This window comes from Streptomyces sp. NPDC031479 (genome assembly GCF_055581065.1).
In genome coordinates this window covers 107,399-124,042 of sequence record NZ_JBVIKC010000022.1, presented here as the reverse complement: position 1 = coordinate 124,042, position 16,644 = coordinate 107,399, and the positions used below count along the sequence as shown (strand labels likewise).

The window sequence follows — 16,644 nt, the reverse complement described above, 5'->3', positions numbered from 1 at the left end:
AGGGGGGACCCTGTGGGAGAGTAGGACGCCGCCGAACAATCATTGTGGGAAAGCCCCGCACCTTATGGTGCGGGGCTTTTCTGCGTTTACGGGCCTTTACCCGGTCCCCGCCGGGCCGGCCGGTGGCGGGTCGACCGTCGGTTCCACCGTTTACCCGCACGGGGTTGCCGGGAACCCGCGCCGGTCGCTCGTACGCTGGGTGGATGGGCTATGAGCTGGTCATCTTCGACAACGACGGCGTCCTCGTGGACAGCGAGCCGCTCGCCAACTCCATCCTGTCCGCGTACCTGACGGAGATCGGGCACCCGACCACCTACGAGGAGTCCCTGCGGGACTACATGGGGGCGGCGGTGCACCGGGTGCACGACCTGGTCTTCGAACGGACCGGGCAGCGGCTGCCCGAGGAGTTCGACCACACCTTGCAGGAACGGATCTCGGCCGGGTTCGCACGGGAGCTCAAGCCCGTCCCCGGGATCACCGAGGTGCTGGCCGAGCTGTCCGCGCAGGGGGTGCCGTACTGCCTGGCCTCCTCCGGGACCCACGAGCGGATCCGGGTCGGACACCGCAGCGCCGGCCTGGGGGAGTGGTTCGAGGAAGAGTGGATCTTCAGCGCGGAGGACGTGGGGCGGGGCAAGCCTGCGCCGGACCTGTTCCTGCACGCCGCCGACATGATGGGCGTCGAGCCCGCGCGGTGCGTGGTGGTCGAGGACAGTCCGCTCGGGGTGGAGGCCGCACGGGCCGCGGGGATGGACGTCCTCGCGTACACCTCGATGTCCCCCGCCACCGCCCTCCCCGGGGCCACCGGCTACTTCGGCGAGATGAAGGAGCTCTCCGCCCTGCTCGGATTGGGTGTGTGATCTCTCTACCCACCGGTAAGTGGGGCGCCTACGCTGTGCCGCCATGACAGTTGACGTGCGGCTGCGGCGCGGGCGGGGCGCGCTCGGGTTCAGCTTCTTCGCGCAGGGCGTCGCCTTCGCCCTGCTGGTGACCCGGATCCCGGCCATCCAGGGCCAGTACGGGATATCCGACGGGCTGCTGCCCGCCTTCCTCGCCGCCGTGCCGATCCTCGCCGGGGTCTCCAGCGTCGCCACCGAGCACCTGGTGAAGCGGATCGCGCCGAGCACGGTGCTGCGGTGCGTCCAGCCCGTCGTGCTGCTGGCGCTGCTCGGCGTCGGGGCCGGTACCCGGATGTGGCACGTCGCGGTGGCCCTGGGGGTGTTCGGGCTGGCGGTCGGTGCACTGGATGCCTCGATGAACATGCTGGGGGTGAGCCTCCAGCGGGCGTACGGGCGCAGCATCATGCTCGGGTTCCACGCGGCGTACAGCCTCGGCGGGATCCTGGGGGCCTCGGCGGCCTGGGCGGGCGCGCACTGGCACCTGGCGCTGTTCACCGGGTACCTGCCGGCCGTGCTGGTGCTGCTGCCGGTGGTGCTGGCGGGCGGCCGGTCCTACGTGGACGCGGCGGCGGCCGACGGGGCCGGGGAGGCGGCCGAGGGGTGGCCGGCCGGGGGCGGGAAGCTGCTGCTGCCGCTGTGCCTGGTGATGGCGTGCGCGTACATCGGGGACTCGACGGTGGCGAACTGGAGTGCCAAGTACCTCCAGGACGTGCTGGGCAGCTCGGAGCAGCTGGCGACGGTCCCGTACAACGTGTACATGGTGACGACCCTGATCGGGCGGGCCGTGGGCGACCTCGGGGTGCGCCGGTTCGGGGCGGTGGCCGTGGTGCGGGGCGGGACGGTGGTGGCGGCCGGCGGGTTCGCGGTGGTGGCCGCCGCGCCCGGGGCGTGGACGGGGATGCTCGGGTTCACGCTGCTGGGCATCGGGCTGTGCGTGATCGTGCCGCAGACCTTCGCCGCCGCGGGGCGGCGCTTCCCGGGGGCTTCGGACACGGCCGTCGCGCGGCTGAACATCTTCAACTACGTGGGTTTCCTGATCGGTTCGCCGCTCGTCGGCGGGATCGGGGACGCCTGGAACTACCGGGGGGCGATGCTCGTACCGATGGTGCTCGTGCTGGTCACGCTCTCCCAGGCCCGCTCGTTCGGTCCGGAGCGGGCCCGATACGGTGTCGGGCATGAGCGGCGAGCCGGTGACCGGGCTGTTGATGTGGGACGAGGCGGTAACGAGGTATGACTTCGGACCGAGCCATCCGATGGACCCGGTGCGCCTGGCGCTGACCATGGGCCTGGTGCGCGCCTTCGGGCTGGACCGGGCGATGGAGGTGCGGGCGGCCCGGCCGGCCGGCGATTCGACGCTGCGGCTGGTGCACCGCGAGGACTACGTGGCCGCGGTGCGCGAGGTGTCGGCCGACCCGGGGGTGGCCGACGGTTCGTACGGGCTCGGGACGGTGGACGATCCGGCGTTCCCCGGGATGCACGAGGCCTCGGCACTGATCGCCGGCCAGTCGGTGGCGGGGGCGGAGGCGCTCTGGGCCGGTGAGGCGGAGCACGCGGTGAACTTCGCGGGTGGGCTGCACCACGCGATGCCGGGTGGGGCCGCCGGGTTCTGCGTGTACAACGACGCGGCCCTCGCCATCGCGCGGCTCCTGGAACTGGGGGCCGAACGGGTGGCGTACGTCGATGTGGACGTCCACCACGGGGACGGCGTGCAGACGGCGTTCTGGGACGATCCGCGGGTCCTGACGGTGTCGGTGCACGAGCACCCGCGGACGCTGTTCCCGCAGACGGGCTGGCCGCAGGAGACGGGCGGCGCGGCGGCCGAGGGGTCCGCGGTGAACGTGGCGCTGCCCGCCGGGACGGGTGACGAGGGCTGGCTGCGGGCCTTCCACGCGACGGTGCCGGAGCTGCTGGCGGACTTCCGGCCGCAGGTGCTGGTGACCCAGCACGGGGCCGACACGCACTTCGAGGACCCGCTCGCCCACCTGGCGGTGTCGCTGGACGCGCAGCGGGCGGTGCAGGAGGCCTGTCACCGGCTGGCGCACGAGTACGCGGGCGGGCGGTGGCTGGCGCTGGGCGGCGGCGGGTACGCGGTGGTGGACGTCGTACCGCGGTCGTGGACGCACCTGGTGGGGATCGCGGCGCACCGGCCGGTGGACCCGGCGGCGGCGGTTCCGCAGGAGTGGCGGGACCAGGTGTACGCGCGGACGCGGCAGCCGGGGCCGGCGCGGATGACGGACGGCCGTGACGCGCGGTGGCGGGACTGGGAGGCCGGTTACGATCCCGCGGACGCGACGGATCAGGCCGTTCTGGCGACGCGCCGGGCGGTGTTCCCGTTGCGCGGGATGCTCGTGTGACGATGCACCGTTACGCCAACTGTGGGGCGGTTCACGAGAACTGATGAAGCGCCAGGTGGGCTGCGGCAGCATCGGAGGGTGTTGAGCACCGGCGCGTTGCGTGCGCATCTGCTGGCCGCCCGGTTGGCCGGGCCCGTCGCCACGTCGAGGGAGTCGAGCCTGCGTCGTTACCGGCTGTTCGCGGCGGGGGACCCGCGGGTGCTGCTGGGGCTGGACCCTGAGCGGGGCTGGGGCGAGGGCGAGCTGCTGCGGCTGATGGCGGCCAAATGCGGGGTCTCGGCGGATCCGGCGCACGTCAGCGGGCCGGACGTGATCGATCCGGAGCTGACGGTGGCGGCCCTGGAGGCCTTCGCGGAGCGGTTGGGCGGGGCGGCCGGGGCGCGGTCGCCCGTGCTGTTCGGCACGGGGCATCCGCACCGTCTCCTGGGGTTCTACGCCGCTTTGGCCGGGGCGCTGTCGGCGGCGGGATGTGATGTCCTCACCCCGGCGCAGGGGGTCGATGTCGACATGGCGACCCGGTTCGGCGTACGCCCCTACCGGATCGATTACGTACGGGGAGTCGCACTGGTGCGGGAACCCGGCGCGCGGCGGGCCGGGAATGCGACCGGCGTGCACTCCCATTCGCCGCTGCCGGTTCGGATCGCCCTGGGGGCGCTGGCGGAGGCCGGGGGGCCGCTGCCGGAGCTGGTGGTCGGGGATCACGGGTGGGTCTGCGGCGCAGGTCAGCTCGGTGTGGACGCGATCGGACTGGCCGACGCGGATGATCCCGCGCTGTTCGTCGGGGAGGCCGAGGGGCGGGTCGCGGTGACCGTTCCGCTTGATGACGGGGCGCGCTCGGAGCACTACGCTCCGCTCGCCCGGTACGTGCTGCGCCGTGCGCGGCTGTCGGTGCGTCAGGAGTGGCCGTAGCTCCTCTTCCCCACTCGTATCACACGCCCCTACTCTGGGGAGTGAGCGTGCGACGACGAGGAGTAACCGGAGGGGAAGCCGGTGCCCGTCATGCGCGGAAGGTCAAGGTGTGTCATGGCTGCTGGCGAGAGGCCTCTCAGTGAGGTTCAGTTCCTGACCGTGGCGGAGGTCGCCTCGGTGATGCGAGTGTCGAAGATGACCGTGTACCGGCTGGTGCACAACGGTCATCTGCCCGCAATCCGGGTGGGCCGGTCCTTCCGGGTCCCCGAGAACGCGGTCCACGAGTACCTCCGGGAGTCCTATGTGGGGGTGGAGTCGGCCTGAGACTGAGGCTCGGGAAGATCTACGGAGGGCTCGGATTACAAGCCTGGTCTCCGGGCGGGTAGGCTAGGCCGACGTAGGTCGTGTGGGCCCAGACGCCCCGCACCGATCCCCGCCAAGGCGGGGATGTTCCGAGAAGTGAGCGAGGGTAGTCGTGGGCTCTGTTATCAAGAAGCGGCGCAAGCGGATGGCTAAGAAGAAGCACCGCAAGCTGCTCAAGCGCACCCGCGTCCAGCGCCGTAACAAGAAGTAAACGGCAGCTGTACGTGTTCTCCGCAGCCCCTCCACCATCCTGGTGGAGGGGCTGCGGTGCAGCCGGGGTACTTCTTCGAGGGAGGCGCTGAGCTCGTGGGCAAGGTCGTACTCGTCACCGGGGCTGCCCGGCAGCTGGGAGGCCGCTTCGTGCGGCGCATCCAGCGCTACCCGGAGGTGGAACGGGTCATCGCGGTCGACGCGGTGAGCCCGCCGCACCGGCTCGGCTCGGCCGAGTTCGTGCGTACGGACATCAGGCAGTCGGCCATCGCCCGCGTGCTCGCCGAGCACGCCGTGGACACGGTGGTCCACCTGGCCGTCACGGGCGGCGCCGCGGGCGCCCCGGGCGGGCGCAGCGCCGTCAAGGAAACGAACGTCATCGGGACGATGCAGCTCCTCGGGGCCTGCCAGAAGTCGCCGACGGTACGACGGCTCGTGGTGAAGTCGAGCACCAGCGTGTACGGGGGCACCTCCCGGGACCCGGCCGTCTTCACCGAGACCACCCAGCCGAAGTCCCTGCCGAGCGCCGGCTTCGCGAAGGACGCGGCGGAGGTCGAGGGATACGTACGGGGCTTCGCGCGCCGGCGGCCGGACGTGGCGGTGTGCGTGCTGCGCTTCGCGAACATCCTGGGGCCGTTCGCGGATTCGGCGCTGGCGGAGTACTTCTCGATGCCGGTGATGCCGACGGTGCTGGGCTACGACCCGAGGCTGCAGTTCGTCCACGAGGACGACGTGGTGGACGTGCTCCGGCTGGCGGCGGGGGAGCCGCAGCGGGGGACGCTGAACAGCGGCACGTTCAACATCGCGGGGGACGGGGTGCTGCTGCTGTCGCAGTGCTCACGGAGGCTGGGGCGGCCGACGGTGCCGCTGTTGCTGCCCGCGGTGACGTGGGTGGGGTCGGCGCTGCGCGCGGTCGGGGTGACGGACTTCTCCCCGGAGCAGATCCGGCTGCTGACCCACGGCCGGGTCGTGGAGACCTCGCAGATGCGGGACACCCTGGGGTTCCGGCCGATGTACACGACGGTGGAGACCTTCGCCGACTTCGCGCGCAGCCGCGGGAGCGGCCTCCTGCCTCCGGAGCGGGTGGAGCGGGCCGTGCGGCGGGCGGCGGCCGTGCTGAAGGTGGAGGGCCTGGATGTGGGTGCCGGTGTGGACGAGGGAGCGAAGCGATAGTGGCGGACGCGAAGGTGATCCCGTTCGACGAGGACCGGCCGCGCCGGCGCGGCGCGGTCCGGAAGGTACGGGCGGTGCCGGCTTCGGTGGACCCGGTGGACCCGGTGGACCCGGTGGACCCGGTGGAGCCCCCCGTGGGGTCCGGCCCCGAGCCGGTTCCGGCGGGGGCCGGTGACGGCTGGGACCGGCGGATCGCGGGCGGGCTGGCGTTCCTGCGGCGACGGATCACCGGGGAGTACGAGGTCGACGACTTCGGCTACGACAAGGAACTGACGGACCAGGTCCTGATGTCCCTGCTGCGGCCGCTGTACGACAAGTACTTCCGGGTGGAGGTCAAGGGGATCGAGAACATCCCCAAGGAGGGTGGTGCGCTGATCGTGGCGAACCACTCGGGGACGCTCCCGCTGGACGGGCTGATGCTCCAGGTGGCCGTGCACGACCGGCATCCCGCGGAGCGGCACCTGCGGCTGCTGGCGGCGGACCTGGTGTTCATGCTGCCGGTGGTGAACGAGGTCGCCCGCAAGGCCGGGCACACCCTGGCCTGCGCGGAGGACGCGCAGCGGCTCCTGGAGGCCGGGGAGCTGGTCGGGGTGATGCCGGAGGGCTTCAAGGGGATAGGGAAGCCGTTCGGCGAGCGGTACAAGCTCCAGCGGTTCGGCCGGGGCGGCTTCGTCTCGACGGCGCTGAGGGCGGGTACTCCGATCGTGCCCTGCTCGATCGTGGGCGCGGAGGAGATCTATCCGATGATCGGCAACGCGAAGACGCTCGCGCGGTTGCTGGGGCTGCCGTACTTCCCGGTGACGCCGACGTTCCCGTGGCTGGGGCCGCTGGGCGCGGTGCCGCTGCCGACGAAGTGGACGATCCAGTTCGGGGAGCCGATCCCGACGGACGGGTACGCGCCGGAGGCGGCGGAGGACCCGATGCTGATGTTCAACCTCACGGACCAGGTCCGGGAGCAGATCCAGCACACCCTGTACAAGCTGCTGGTGCAGCGGCGATCGGTGTTCTTCTGAGCCGGAGCGGCTGAACGGCGGCAGTGGCGGCCGAGCGGCGGCAGGACGAAGCGGGGGTCGCGCGGTGCGCGGCCCCCGCTTTCGCGTCGGCTACTGGCCGGTGTCCTCCGCGTTGAGGCCCAGGCCCGGGAGGAGGCCCGGGAGGAGCGGCGGGAGGGTGATGTCCGGCTTCGGCTGGTCCGGGGTCGCCGAGGAGGGCGGGGTGGACTGGCCCGGGGCCGGGGGGTGGAGCAGGTCGCCGGCGCCGCCCAGGAGGCCGCCCGCGCCGGGAGCCGGGGGCCGGCTGCCGGAGGGGCTGGGGGTGCCCTGGGGCGCCGCCTGGGAGGAGGCGCCCGGCTCCGGCTGGGTCTGCTGCTTGCCCGCCGCCGGACTGCTGGGCTGTTTGGCGGGCGCGCCCGAGCCGCGCGTCTGTTCCGGGGGCTTGGGGAGCAGTCCCTGGAGCGGCGCCACGTCTTCGTCTATGGCCTGGAACACCGATTCGACCTCGCCCCCGACGTCGTTGAGCTGCGGCGGGAGTTTCTCCCGGAGCCTGCCCCACGCGTCGCGATGGGAGCGGGAGAACGAGGACAGCGTCTGGATCGGGCCGAGGGATCCGTCCCGTTCGTACGCCGCCTGGAGCAGCCGGTGGCCTTCGGCGGCGTCGTGCTTCATGCCCGCGAGGGCCCGGCGGATCGCGCCCAGCACCTCGTGGTCCAGTGGGCCCGAACGGCCGCGCTCCATGAGCCGGCGCGCTTCCGACAGCCGGTTCGAGGCCTGGTCCAGGTAGAGCTCGCCCCGGTCCGCGTCCTCGTCGGCCATGCCCAGCTTCAGATCCTCCATGCCCCGCTTGACGGGGTAGAGGGAGTCACCGGGCAGGGCGTCGGTGCTGGCAGCGGCCACTCCGCTGAAGGCCCCTGCGGCCACACCCACGGTGAGGCCCCCCGCTGCGATGCCCTTGGACCAGCGGGAGCGGGGCCGCAATTTCCGGAGCGAGGTCGCCCGGTGGGCGCCGCGGCCGGTCCGCTGCTCGGGCACCAGAGGGTCCTCGGCGGCACCGCCCCCGGCCCTCTCCTCCATCACCATGGCCTCCATGGCGGCGACGAGCTGGGCTCGTTGCACCACTTTGACCTCGGGGTCCAGCACCGGGCGCGGCATTCTTTCGCCGAGCACGCTCGCCAGGGCCAACAGCCGGTCGTGGTCGGCAGGTTCGGCAGGTGCCTCGGACTGCTCGGCCGCCGGGTCCGGTTCCGAAAGGTCGGACGTGGTCCGATCCTCCAGGGCCTGGGCGAAGGCGTTCGCCCGCCGGTGCGGAGTAACGTTCGCGATCACTGGCGGCACCTCCTCTCGTCATGACGATCGACTCCCCAAGCTGTCCGGAAGGTTGCCTTCCTTGAGCACATCCACACTTTCGGGTGAGCGGCTTCGGGCAGGGCGTGTCCACAGGGAGCCTGCATCCCGCACAACGAGCGGCGCGGCACTTGGGTTACGGACGAAGGATGATCGGACCACAGCGTCATCGAGGGGTCACCGGGAGTAGGCGTCAGGTTGTCGTTACTGCGGGGTCCGGCGGAGGGGATCGGTGGTCCGCCGGGAGTGTGGGAAGGCGTGGGGGACGGGGGTGGCGTGCGGGGGAGCGGGTCAGCGGGCGTCGTCCGGGAGCAGGCGGGCCAGGGTGCGGACCGCCCGGTACTGGAGCGTCTTGATGGCGCCCTCGTTCTTCCCCATCACCCGGGCCGTCTCGGCGACCGAGAGGCCCTGCAGGAAGCGCAGGGTGACGCACTCCTGCTGCTGGGGGTTCAGTTTCCGCACGGCTTCGAGCAGGGCCGCGTTGGAGAGGGACTCCAGCACGGAGTCCTCGGGGCTGCGCTCGACCTCGTTGGCGTCGAGCATCTCGCCGGTGGTGACCTCCAGGCGGAAGCGGCTGGACTTGAAGTGGTCCGCCACCAGGTTCCGCGCGATGGTCACCAGCCAGGCGCCGAAGTCGCGGCCCTGCCAGGTGAAGGTGGAGATGCGGCGCAGTGCGCGCAGGAAGGTCTCACTGGTGAGGTCCTCCGCGGTCGCCTTGCCCCCGACGCGGTAGTAGATGTAGCGGTACACCGTGTCGCTGTACTGGTCGTAGAGGCGGCCGAAGGCCTCGGCCTCGCCCGCCTGGGCGCGTTCGACCAGGTCCATCATGCGGGCCTGGTCGCTGTCCGCGGTGGGGCGGCGGGCGGCGGGCGCGCCGGCGGCTGCGGTGCCGGCGGGGCTCGCGCCCGTTCGACCTCGTCTGCCCACCGTCGCCCCGCCGTCGGTCAGGGCGTAGCAAGGGCGGGCCGGGCCGAGGCCGGCAGGGACCGCGGCGGCGAGGGCGGGGACGGCGTACGCGGTGGGGACGAAGCCGCGCAGGTGGTCGAGGACCGTTGCGCGCAGCGTAGCCAGGCCCGAGGCGTCAACCCCGACAGGTGGGTACACGGGACTCCCAGAGGCAGAGCTTCCATCACGTGCAGTGCGGGACCGTTCACCCGTCGTGGCGACAGATGGGCGGTGGCATGCGTTTGAGGAGAATAACGCTTCGTACAGGCAGCGCTACACCCAGTTGCTGAAATCACCGGTTCCGACACTTCTGTTGCGTGTCCAGGGCATATTCAGGCCTGGTTGGTGATCGCTTCTTGATCGGATGGATGCGCGGAATGGACGCTTCCACGCTGGCTCGCGACCGAGTCGGGCATGCCGGAGTGCCGCGCCGACGGCGCGGGTAGGGGTGGGCGGTTGGGCGCGGCGGGGCCCGTGGCCGGGCCGGGGCCCGGCGCCGCTACTTGCGGCGGCGGTGCAGGGCGATGGCGGCGGCCGCCCCACCTGCGATCGCGCCGACTCCGGCGGCGGCGGGGACGCCGACCTTCACGGCCTTGCGGCCGGTCCGATAGTCGCGCAGCCGCCAGTCGTTGGCCCGGGCATGCTTGCGCAGTTTTGTGTCGGGATTGATCGCGTACGGATGTCCGACCAGCGACAGCATCGGGATGTCGTTGTGCGAATCGCTGTACGCGGCGCAGCGGGCGAGGTCCAGGTCCTCGGCGGCGGCCAGCGCGCGCACCGCCTCGGCCTTGGCGGGGCCGTGCAGGGGCTCGCCGACCAGGCGGCCGGTGTACACGCCGTCCACGGACTCCGCGACGGTGCCCAGGGCGCCGGTCAGGCCCAGGCGGCGGGCGATGATCGTGGCGGTCTCCACGGGCGCGGCGGTGACCAGCCACACCTTCTGGCCGGCGTCGAGGTGGGCCTGGGCGAGGGCGCGGGTGCCGGGCCAGATCCGCTCGGCCATGTACTCGTCGTAGATCTCCTCGCCGATGGACATCAGCTCCGAGACCCTGTGGCCCTTGACGATGGACAGGGCGCTGTCGCGGGCGTCCTGCATGTGGTCGGGGTCCTCGACCCCGGCGAGCCGGAACCAGGCCTGCTGCCAGGCGAAGCGGGCCAGTTCGCGGCGGCGGAAGAACTCGCGCTTGTAGAGGCCGCGGCCGAAGTGGAAGATCGCGGCGCCCTGCATGACGGTGTTGTCGAGGTCGAAGAAGGCGGCGGCCAGGTCGTCGCCCGGAACGGGGAACTCCGGCTCGGGGGCGGTCTCCGGGACGTCCGTCGCGGGCGCGGCGGAGGCCGCCGGGAGGGCCTGTCCGGCCTCGTCCTGCGGCGGTGTCGTATGAGGTGGGGCTTCGGCCTGCGCGGTCTTGCGGGCGGCCTCGGCCGAGGCCTCGCCTGCCAGCACGCTCCGCGCGGTCGCGGAGCGCCTACGGGGGGTGAGCCATCCCAGAGCGGCCATGACGCGAGCATAGCCACTGTGTTCGGGAGTTCCCGAACCGCCGGGAAACGGAGCGGTTAACTCTTCGGGCGCCGCGGCGCGGCGCGGGACAATGAGGACATGAGTCCTTTGCTGCGCCGTAAGGAAAAGAAGCGTCCCGGGGAGCGGATGGTCACGCTCATCGGGAAGCCGGGGTGCCATCTGTGCGACGACGCCCAGGAGGTCATCGAATCGATCTGCGCCGAGACGGGCGCGCAGTGGGAGAAGAAGGACATCTCGCAGGACGAGGAGCTCTACCGGCTGCACTGGGAGCAGATTCCGGTGGTGCTGATCGACGGCGAGCAGCACACCTTCTGGAGGGTGAACCCCGACCGGCTGCGACGGGCATTGGGATCCTGACCGCTCCGACGGTTACCATCGTGGGCGATTTATGGGGACTCGGGGGCGTATTGATGAGGAGTGTGTACCGCTTTGCCCCCCTCCGGATTTGAACGGGTTCGGCCCGTTCCCGGTTCCCGTCTTCCCTGCCCGACCCGCGTGACCCCGGTCACTTTGCTCGGACAAAGCGGACACAATCTTTGTGCACGCGTTCACAAAGACATAGCCTGCATTCGACGGGGCGGTCCTGGGACAAGTGGCCGCCTGCAGCCCCGCTCATCCCGCAGGAGCATCGTGGCAACTGGCCGAACTCACCGACCGGCGACCCGCAGCCGAGGTATTCCCGAGGCCACTGTCGCCCGGCTTCCGCTGTACCTGCGCGCCCTCACCGCGCTCTCCGAGCGATCGGTGCCCACGGTGTCCTCCGAAGAGCTCGCGACCGCCGCCGGGGTCAACTCGGCGAAGCTGCGCAAGGACTTCTCGTACCTCGGTTCCTACGGGACGCGGGGCGTCGGCTACGACGTCGAGTACCTCGTCTACCAGATCTCCCGCGAACTCGGCCTGACCCAGGACTGGCCGGTCGTCATCGTCGGCATCGGAAACCTCGGCGCCGCGCTCGCCAACTACGGCGGCTTCGCCTCCCGCGGTTTCCGCGTGGCCGCGCTGATCGACGCCGACCCCGCGATGACCGGCAAGCCGGTCGCCGGGATGCCCGTGCGGCACACCGACGACCTGGAGAAGATCATCGAGGAGGACGGCGTCTCGATCGGGGTCATCGCGACCCCGGCCGGCGCCGCGCAGCAGGTGAGCGAGCGGCTCATCGCCGCCGGGGTCACCTCCATCCTGAACTTCGCCCCGACCGTGCTGTCCGTGCCCGACGGCGTGGACGTCCGCAAGGTCGACCTGTCGATCGAGCTCCAGATCCTGGCCTTCCACGAGCAGCGCAAGGCCGGCGAGGAAGCCGCCGCCGGGGGCACGGGCGCCGTCGCCGAGGCCGGTACGGGCACGGGCACGGGCGCCGCGCCCGCCGCCGCCGTCGAGCCGCCGGCCGGCCGGGCCGCCGCGGCCGCGCGCAAGGGCGGACCCGAGGGCGACGTCCCGGCGGTGATGCCGGCATGAGTCTGCTCGTCGTGGGCCTCAGCCACCGCAGCGCGCCCGTGAGCGTCCTGGAGCGGGCCTCGCTGTCCGCCGACGCCAAGGTCAAGCTGCTGCACGACACGCTGGCCGCCGAGCCGGCGGCCGAGGCCACCGTGCTCGCCACCTGCAACCGGATCGAGCTGTACGCCGACGTGGACAAGTTCCACGCCGGTGTCGCCGAGCTGTCCACGCTGCTGGCCCAGCACAGCGGGGTCGCGCTGGAGGAGCTCACCCCGTACCTGTACGTGCACTACGAGGACCGGGCGGTGCACCACCTGTTCTCGGTGGCGTGCGGCCTGGACTCGATGGTCGTCGGCGAGGGCCAGATCCTCGGCCAGATCAAGGACGCGCTCGCACTGGGCCAGGAGCTCCACACGGCCGGCCGGCTGATCAACGACCTCTTCCAGCAGGCACTGCGCGTCGGCAAGCGGGCGCACTCCGAGACCGGGATCGACCGGGCCGGACAGTCGCTGGTGACCTTCGGGCTGGAGCAGCTCGCCGGGCCCGCGGCGCCTGTCGGGGAGTGGGCCGCGGGGAAGCGGGCCCTGGTGATCGGCGCCGGCTCGATGTCCTCGCTGGCCGCCGCGACGCTCGCCCGGGTGGGCGTCGCCGAGATCGTCGTGGCGAACCGGACCGCGGAGCGGGCGGAACGTCTCGCCGAGATTCTGGTTGCCTCGGGCACCGGTGTCGTGGCGCGGGCCGTGACGATGGGCGCCGTCACCGACGAACTGACACGTGTTGACGTGGTCGTCTCCTGTACGGGCGCGACCGGGCTGGTCCTGACCGGCGACGACGTGGCGCGCGCGGTGGAGGCCGGCCCCGCCGGGCCCACCCCCGCCCCGCCGCTCCCCGAGACCGGCGCCGCACCCCGGGTGGCCGTGGCCGTGGCCGTGGCCGACGCCGAGGTCGTGGCGCGGCTAGTCGCCGCCGCGGAGGCCGGGCGCCGGCTCGCCGACGCCGGGGCCGCGCGGACCATCGCGCCCGCCGCCGAGCCCGACGGCTGCCCCGTCGGCCTGGACGCGCCGGCCGGGGACCCCTCCCGCAGCGCCGACGGACGCTCCGCGCTGACCGGGGTCGACGCCACCTCGCTCGAACTGCACGGCACCTGGGCCGACCAGGGCGAGGCCGCCGCGCAGCGGCAGCCCCGCCGGACCGTCCGCAGCAGCGTCGACGGCACGGCCGTACGGCTCGCGCTGCTCGACCTGGCCATGCCCCGCGACATCGACGCCGCCGTGCACCGCATCCCCGGGGTGCGCCTCGTCGACATCGAGAGCCTCGCCGAGGCCTCGGCCGACGCCCCGATGGCGGCCGACGTCGACGCCGTGCGCACGATCGTCGCGGACGAGGTGGCCGCCTTCGGCGCCGCCCAGCGCGCCGCGCACATCACCCCCACCGTCGTCGCCCTGCGGGCGATGGCCGCCGAGGTCGTCGCCATGGAGGTGGCACGGCTCGACGGGCGGGTACCCGACCTCGACGAGCGGCAGCGGGCCGAGGTCACCCAGACCGTGCGCCGCGTCGTCGACAAGCTCCTCCACGCGCCGACCGTGCGCGTCAAGCAGCTCGCGAGCGAACCCGGCGGCGCCGGGTACGCCGAAGCGCTGCGCGAACTCTTCGACCTCGACCCTCAGACGGTGGAATCCGTCAGCCGGGCGGACGCGGCCGATCCGAAGAACGACGACGACCCAGGACGGGCATCATGAACACACGTCCCGACCAGCCCCTCAGGCTCGGCACGCGGCGCAGCAAGCTGGCCATGTCCCAGTCCGGGCACGTCGCCGAGGCGGTCCGGGCGATCACCGGCCGCCCGGTGGAGCTCGTGGAGATCACGACCTACGGTGACGTGTCCCGCGAGAACCTCGCCCAGATCGGCGGCACCGGGGTGTTCGTCACCGCGCTGCGCGACGCACTGGTCCGCGGCGAGGTCGACTTCGCCGTGCACTCGCTGAAGGACCTGCCGACCACCCAGCCCGACGAGCTGGTCATCGCGGCCATGCCGAAGCGGGAGGACCCGCGCGACGCGCTCGTGGCACGGGACGGCCTGACCTTCGAGCAGCTGCCCGACGGCGCCCGCGTGGGCACCGGCTCGCCGCGCCGCACGGCGCAGCTGCACGCGTACGCCCGCAGCCTGGGCAAGCGCATCGAGACCGTCGCGATCCGCGGCAACGTCGACACCCGCATCGGTTTCGTCCGCGACGGGGAGCTCGACGCGGTCGTGCTGGCCGCCGCCGGACTGAACCGGATCGGCCGTGGCGACGAGGCGACCGACCTGATGTCGGTCGACAACATGCTGCCCGCGCCCGGCCAGGGTGCCCTGGCCGTGGAGTGCCTCGCGTCCGACGCGGAGCTCGTCGCCGCGCTCGGTGAGCTCGACGACCCGCACACCCGGGCCGCCGTGACCGCGGAGCGGGCCCTGCTCGCCGCCCTGGAGGCCGGCTGCAGCGCCCCCGTGGGCGCGCTCGCCGACCTTCTGGCCGACGGGGAGATTGTCAATGAAATGCGCCTGCGCGGTGTCGTCGGAACCCTCGACGGAACCACGCTGGTGCAGCTGTCCACCACCGGTCCCGTGCCCCAGTCGTACGACGAGGCCATGGCGCTCGGCCGCGAACTCGCGGACGAGATGCTGGCCAAGGGCGCGGCCGGTCTGATGGGGGAGCGATCCCTTTGAACCCCTCAAGCCCCACCACCTCCGCTTTTCCGGCCGTCGCCGCGCACGGGCTGGTCACCTTCCTCGGTGCCGGCCCCGGCGACCCGGGTCTGCTGACGCTGCGCGCCGTGGAGGCGCTCGTCGCCGCGGACGTACTGATCGCCGAGCCAGAGGTGCTCGACGTCGTACGGACCCACGCGCGCGCGGGCGTCGACACGCCGCAGCTGACGGTCGCTGACGAACTGTCAGCCGCCGCCGGGGTCCCGGTGATCCGCGACGCCGCCAATCTTGTCATGGAGGCCGCGCGCTCCGGCAGGCGGGTCGTCCGTGCCGTCACCGGCGACCCGGGGCTCGACGGGAACGCCGCCTCCGAGATGCTGGCCTGCGCCCACGAGGGGATCCCCTTCGAGGTCGTGCCCGGTGTCGCCACCGCCGTCGGCGTGCCCGCCTACGCGGGTGTGCCGCTGCGCGGCGAGCGCGGCGCCGACGTCCGCTTCGTCGACGCCCGGCACGCCTCGCAGCGCTGCTGGAGCGAGGTGGGCACCAGCGAGTGCAGCGTCGTGGTCTCCGCGACCCTGGAGACCGTCTCCGCCGCCGCCGCCGAGCTGGTGTCGGCCGGCCGCAAGCCGGAGACCCCGCTGACGGTGACCGTGGGCGGCACGACGACCCGCCAGCGGACCTGGAGCGCGACCCTGGGCACCATCGCCCAGGTGTTCAAGCAGGGCAAGGTCCTCCCCTCTCCCGAGGGCGCGCGGCCCGTCATAGCCGTGGTCGGTGAGCAGGGCGCCGCCGCGCGGCGCGAGGAGCTGGCCTGGTTCGAGTCGAAGCCGCTGTTCGGCTGGCGGGTCCTCGTACCGCGCACCAAGGAGCAGGCCGCTTCGCTCTCCGACCAGCTGCGTTCGTACGGCGCGGTGCCCCACGAGGTGCCGACCATCGCCGTGGAGCCGCCGCGCACCCCGCAGCAGATGGAGCGGGCGGTCAAGGGCCTGGTCACCGGCCGCTACGAGTGGATCGCCTTCACCTCCGTCAACGCGGTCAAGGCGGTGCGGGAGAAGTTCGAGGAGTACGGGCTCGACGCGCGCGCCTTCGCGGGCATCAAGGTCGCCGCGGTCGGCGAGCAGACCGCCGCCGCGCTGGTCGAGTTCGGCGTGAAGCCGGACCTGGTGCCGAGCGGCGAGCAGTCGGCCGCCGGGCTGCTGGAGGACTGGCCGCCCTACGACCCGGTCTTCGACCCGATCGACCGCGTCTTCCTGCCGCGCGCCGACATCGCCACCGAGACCCTGGTGGCCGGGCTGATCGAGCTGGGCTGGGAGGTCGACGACGTCACGGCCTACCGGACCGTGCGCGCGTCGCCGCCGCCGGCCGACACCCGCGAGGCGATCAAGGGCGGCGGCTTCGACGCCGTGCTCTTCACCTCGTCCTCGACCGTGCGCAACCTGGTCGGCATCGCGGGCAAGCCGCACAACGTGACCGTCATCGCCTGCATCGGCCCGGCCACCGCCAAGACGGCGGAGGAGCACGGCCTGCGCGTGGACGTGCTGTCGCCGGAGCCGTCCGTCTCGAAGCTGGCGGAGGCCCTCGCCGCGTACGGCGAGGCCCGCCGCGAGGCGGCGAAGGAGGCCGGCGAGACGGTCTCCCGCCCGAGCGAACGCCGTCCGGGCGCGCGTCGCCGCCGCACGACGTGAGCGGCTTAGGCGGGGCGGCTCCGCCGCAGGACACGGGGAAGGGGCCCGGGTGCACAGCGCACCCGGGCCCCTTCCCCCGTTCCCGGGGGTAATCCGGTTGTCCGCCGGCCCCCGTCGGGCGAGGATCGCCGCCG

At 72.6% G+C, this 16,644-nt stretch carries 16 protein-coding genes; 13 read left to right on the top strand and 3 right to left on the bottom strand.

Annotated elements, in window-relative coordinates:
- Window positions 1–203: 203 nt before the first annotated feature.
- From ACZ5D2_RS24120 to ACZ5D2_RS24085, 8 genes are all read left to right on the top strand, one after another.
- Window positions 204–857 (top strand): HAD family hydrolase, encoded by a 654-nt coding sequence (locus ACZ5D2_RS24120; RefSeq protein ID WP_371678028.1) that lies wholly within the window; start codon window positions 204–206, stop codon window positions 855–857.
- A gap of 43 nt (window positions 858–900) precedes the next feature.
- On the top strand, window positions 901–2,130 hold the full coding sequence (locus tag ACZ5D2_RS24115; protein ID WP_468931839.1) for an MFS transporter: 1,230 nt from the start codon (window positions 901–903) through the stop codon (window positions 2,128–2,130).
- Window positions 2,102–3,250 (top strand): acetoin utilization protein AcuC, encoded by a 1,149-nt coding sequence (locus ACZ5D2_RS24110; RefSeq protein ID WP_468931853.1) that lies wholly within the window; start codon window positions 2,102–2,104, stop codon window positions 3,248–3,250. The genes ACZ5D2_RS24115 and ACZ5D2_RS24110 overlap by 29 nt, the downstream gene beginning before the upstream one ends.
- A 78-nt stretch (window positions 3,251–3,328) precedes the next feature.
- The gene (locus tag ACZ5D2_RS24105; RefSeq protein ID WP_468931836.1) at window positions 3,329–4,159 is read left to right on the top strand and encodes a phosphatase; all 831 of its coding nucleotides are present in this window, start codon (window positions 3,329–3,331) and stop codon (window positions 4,157–4,159) included.
- Window positions 4,160–4,273: 114 nt separating this feature from the next.
- Window positions 4,274–4,483 carry a helix-turn-helix domain-containing protein gene (locus tag ACZ5D2_RS24100; RefSeq protein WP_008738568.1) on the top strand — a complete coding sequence of 70 codons (210 nt, stop codon included), beginning with the start codon at window positions 4,274–4,276 and terminating at the stop codon, window positions 4,481–4,483.
- Window positions 4,484–4,634: 151 nt separating this feature from the next.
- Complete coding sequence (locus ACZ5D2_RS24095) at window positions 4,635–4,733, top strand: 30S ribosomal protein bS22 (protein WP_003948845.1); 99 nt, start codon at window positions 4,635–4,637, stop codon at window positions 4,731–4,733.
- A 95-nt stretch (window positions 4,734–4,828) separates the two neighbouring features.
- The gene (locus tag ACZ5D2_RS24090) at window positions 4,829–5,905 is read left to right on the top strand and encodes an NAD-dependent epimerase/dehydratase family protein (protein ID WP_371678031.1); all 1,077 of its coding nucleotides are present in this window, start codon (window positions 4,829–4,831) and stop codon (window positions 5,903–5,905) included.
- Entirely contained in the window at window positions 5,905–6,918 is a 1,014-nt protein-coding gene (locus tag ACZ5D2_RS24085; protein WP_468931832.1) for a lysophospholipid acyltransferase family protein, read from the top strand. The genes ACZ5D2_RS24090 and ACZ5D2_RS24085 overlap by 1 nt, the downstream gene beginning before the upstream one ends.
- A 90-nt stretch (window positions 6,919–7,008) precedes the next feature.
- On the opposite strand, the gene ACZ5D2_RS24080 is transcribed toward ACZ5D2_RS24085, so the two are convergent.
- From ACZ5D2_RS24080 to ACZ5D2_RS24070, 3 genes are all read right to left on the bottom strand, one after another.
- Window positions 7,009–8,226 (bottom strand): DUF5667 domain-containing protein, encoded by a 1,218-nt coding sequence (locus ACZ5D2_RS24080; protein ID WP_371678033.1) that lies wholly within the window; start codon window positions 8,224–8,226, stop codon window positions 7,009–7,011.
- 309 nt (window positions 8,227–8,535) lie between these two features.
- Window positions 8,536–9,348 carry an ECF subfamily RNA polymerase sigma factor, BldN family gene (locus ACZ5D2_RS24075; RefSeq protein WP_371678034.1) on the bottom strand — a complete coding sequence of 271 codons (813 nt, stop codon included), beginning with the start codon at window positions 9,346–9,348 and terminating at the stop codon, window positions 8,536–8,538.
- A 340-nt stretch (window positions 9,349–9,688) separates the two neighbouring features.
- Window positions 9,689–10,687, bottom strand: a complete 999-nt coding sequence (locus ACZ5D2_RS24070) for an HAD family hydrolase (RefSeq protein WP_371678035.1) — start codon at window positions 10,685–10,687, stop codon at window positions 9,689–9,691.
- A 99-nt stretch (window positions 10,688–10,786) separates the two neighbouring features.
- On the opposite strand from ACZ5D2_RS24070, the gene ACZ5D2_RS24065 reads away from it, so the two are divergent.
- The 5 genes from ACZ5D2_RS24065 (at window position 10,787) to ACZ5D2_RS24045 (ending at window position 16,510) form a co-directional block, all read left to right on the top strand.
- Window positions 10,787–11,065, top strand: a complete 279-nt coding sequence (locus ACZ5D2_RS24065; RefSeq protein ID WP_371678036.1) for a glutaredoxin family protein — start codon at window positions 10,787–10,789, stop codon at window positions 11,063–11,065.
- A gap of 273 nt (window positions 11,066–11,338) precedes the next feature.
- On the top strand, window positions 11,339–12,163 hold the full coding sequence (locus ACZ5D2_RS24060) for a redox-sensing transcriptional repressor Rex (RefSeq protein ID WP_371678037.1): 825 nt from the start codon (window positions 11,339–11,341) through the stop codon (window positions 12,161–12,163).
- Window positions 12,160–13,881: a glutamyl-tRNA reductase gene (locus tag ACZ5D2_RS24055; RefSeq protein WP_371678038.1), complete on the top strand. Its 1,722-nt coding sequence runs from the start codon at window positions 12,160–12,162 to the stop codon at window positions 13,879–13,881. Before ACZ5D2_RS24060 ends, ACZ5D2_RS24055 begins: the two co-directional genes overlap by 4 nt.
- The gene (gene hemC / locus ACZ5D2_RS24050) at window positions 13,878–14,846 is read left to right on the top strand and encodes a hydroxymethylbilane synthase (RefSeq protein WP_371678039.1); all 969 of its coding nucleotides are present in this window, start codon (window positions 13,878–13,880) and stop codon (window positions 14,844–14,846) included. Before ACZ5D2_RS24055 ends, hemC begins: the two co-directional genes overlap by 4 nt.
- Window positions 14,843–16,510 carry a bifunctional uroporphyrinogen-III C-methyltransferase/uroporphyrinogen-III synthase gene (locus ACZ5D2_RS24045; protein WP_266839755.1) on the top strand — a complete coding sequence of 556 codons (1,668 nt, stop codon included), beginning with the start codon at window positions 14,843–14,845 and terminating at the stop codon, window positions 16,508–16,510. Before hemC ends, ACZ5D2_RS24045 begins: the two co-directional genes overlap by 4 nt.
- Window positions 16,511–16,644 lie beyond the last annotated feature (134 nt).

Excerpts from the sequence above, each read along its gene's own strand:
- ACZ5D2_RS24120 (WP_371678028.1), top strand. The coding sequence starts at position 204 with ATGGGCTATGAGCTGGTCATCTTCGACAACGACGGCGTCCTCGTGGAC.
- ACZ5D2_RS24115 (WP_468931839.1), top strand. The coding sequence starts at position 901 with ATGACAGTTGACGTGCGGCTGCGGCGCGGGCGGGGCGCGCTCGGGTTC.
- ACZ5D2_RS24110 (WP_468931853.1), top strand. The coding sequence starts at position 2,102 with ATGTGGGACGAGGCGGTAACGAGGTATGACTTCGGACCGAGCCATCCG.
- ACZ5D2_RS24100 (WP_008738568.1), top strand. The coding sequence starts at position 4,274 with ATGGCTGCTGGCGAGAGGCCTCTCAGTGAGGTTCAGTTCCTGACCGTG.
- ACZ5D2_RS24070 (WP_371678035.1), bottom strand. The coding sequence starts at position 10,687 with ATGGCCGCTCTGGGATGGCTCACCCCCCGTAGGCGCTCCGCGACCGCG.
- ACZ5D2_RS24065 (WP_371678036.1), top strand. The coding sequence starts at position 10,787 with ATGAGTCCTTTGCTGCGCCGTAAGGAAAAGAAGCGTCCCGGGGAGCGG.
- ACZ5D2_RS24055 (WP_371678038.1), top strand. The coding sequence starts at position 12,160 with ATGAGTCTGCTCGTCGTGGGCCTCAGCCACCGCAGCGCGCCCGTGAGC.
- hemC (WP_371678039.1), top strand. The coding sequence starts at position 13,878 with ATGAACACACGTCCCGACCAGCCCCTCAGGCTCGGCACGCGGCGCAGC.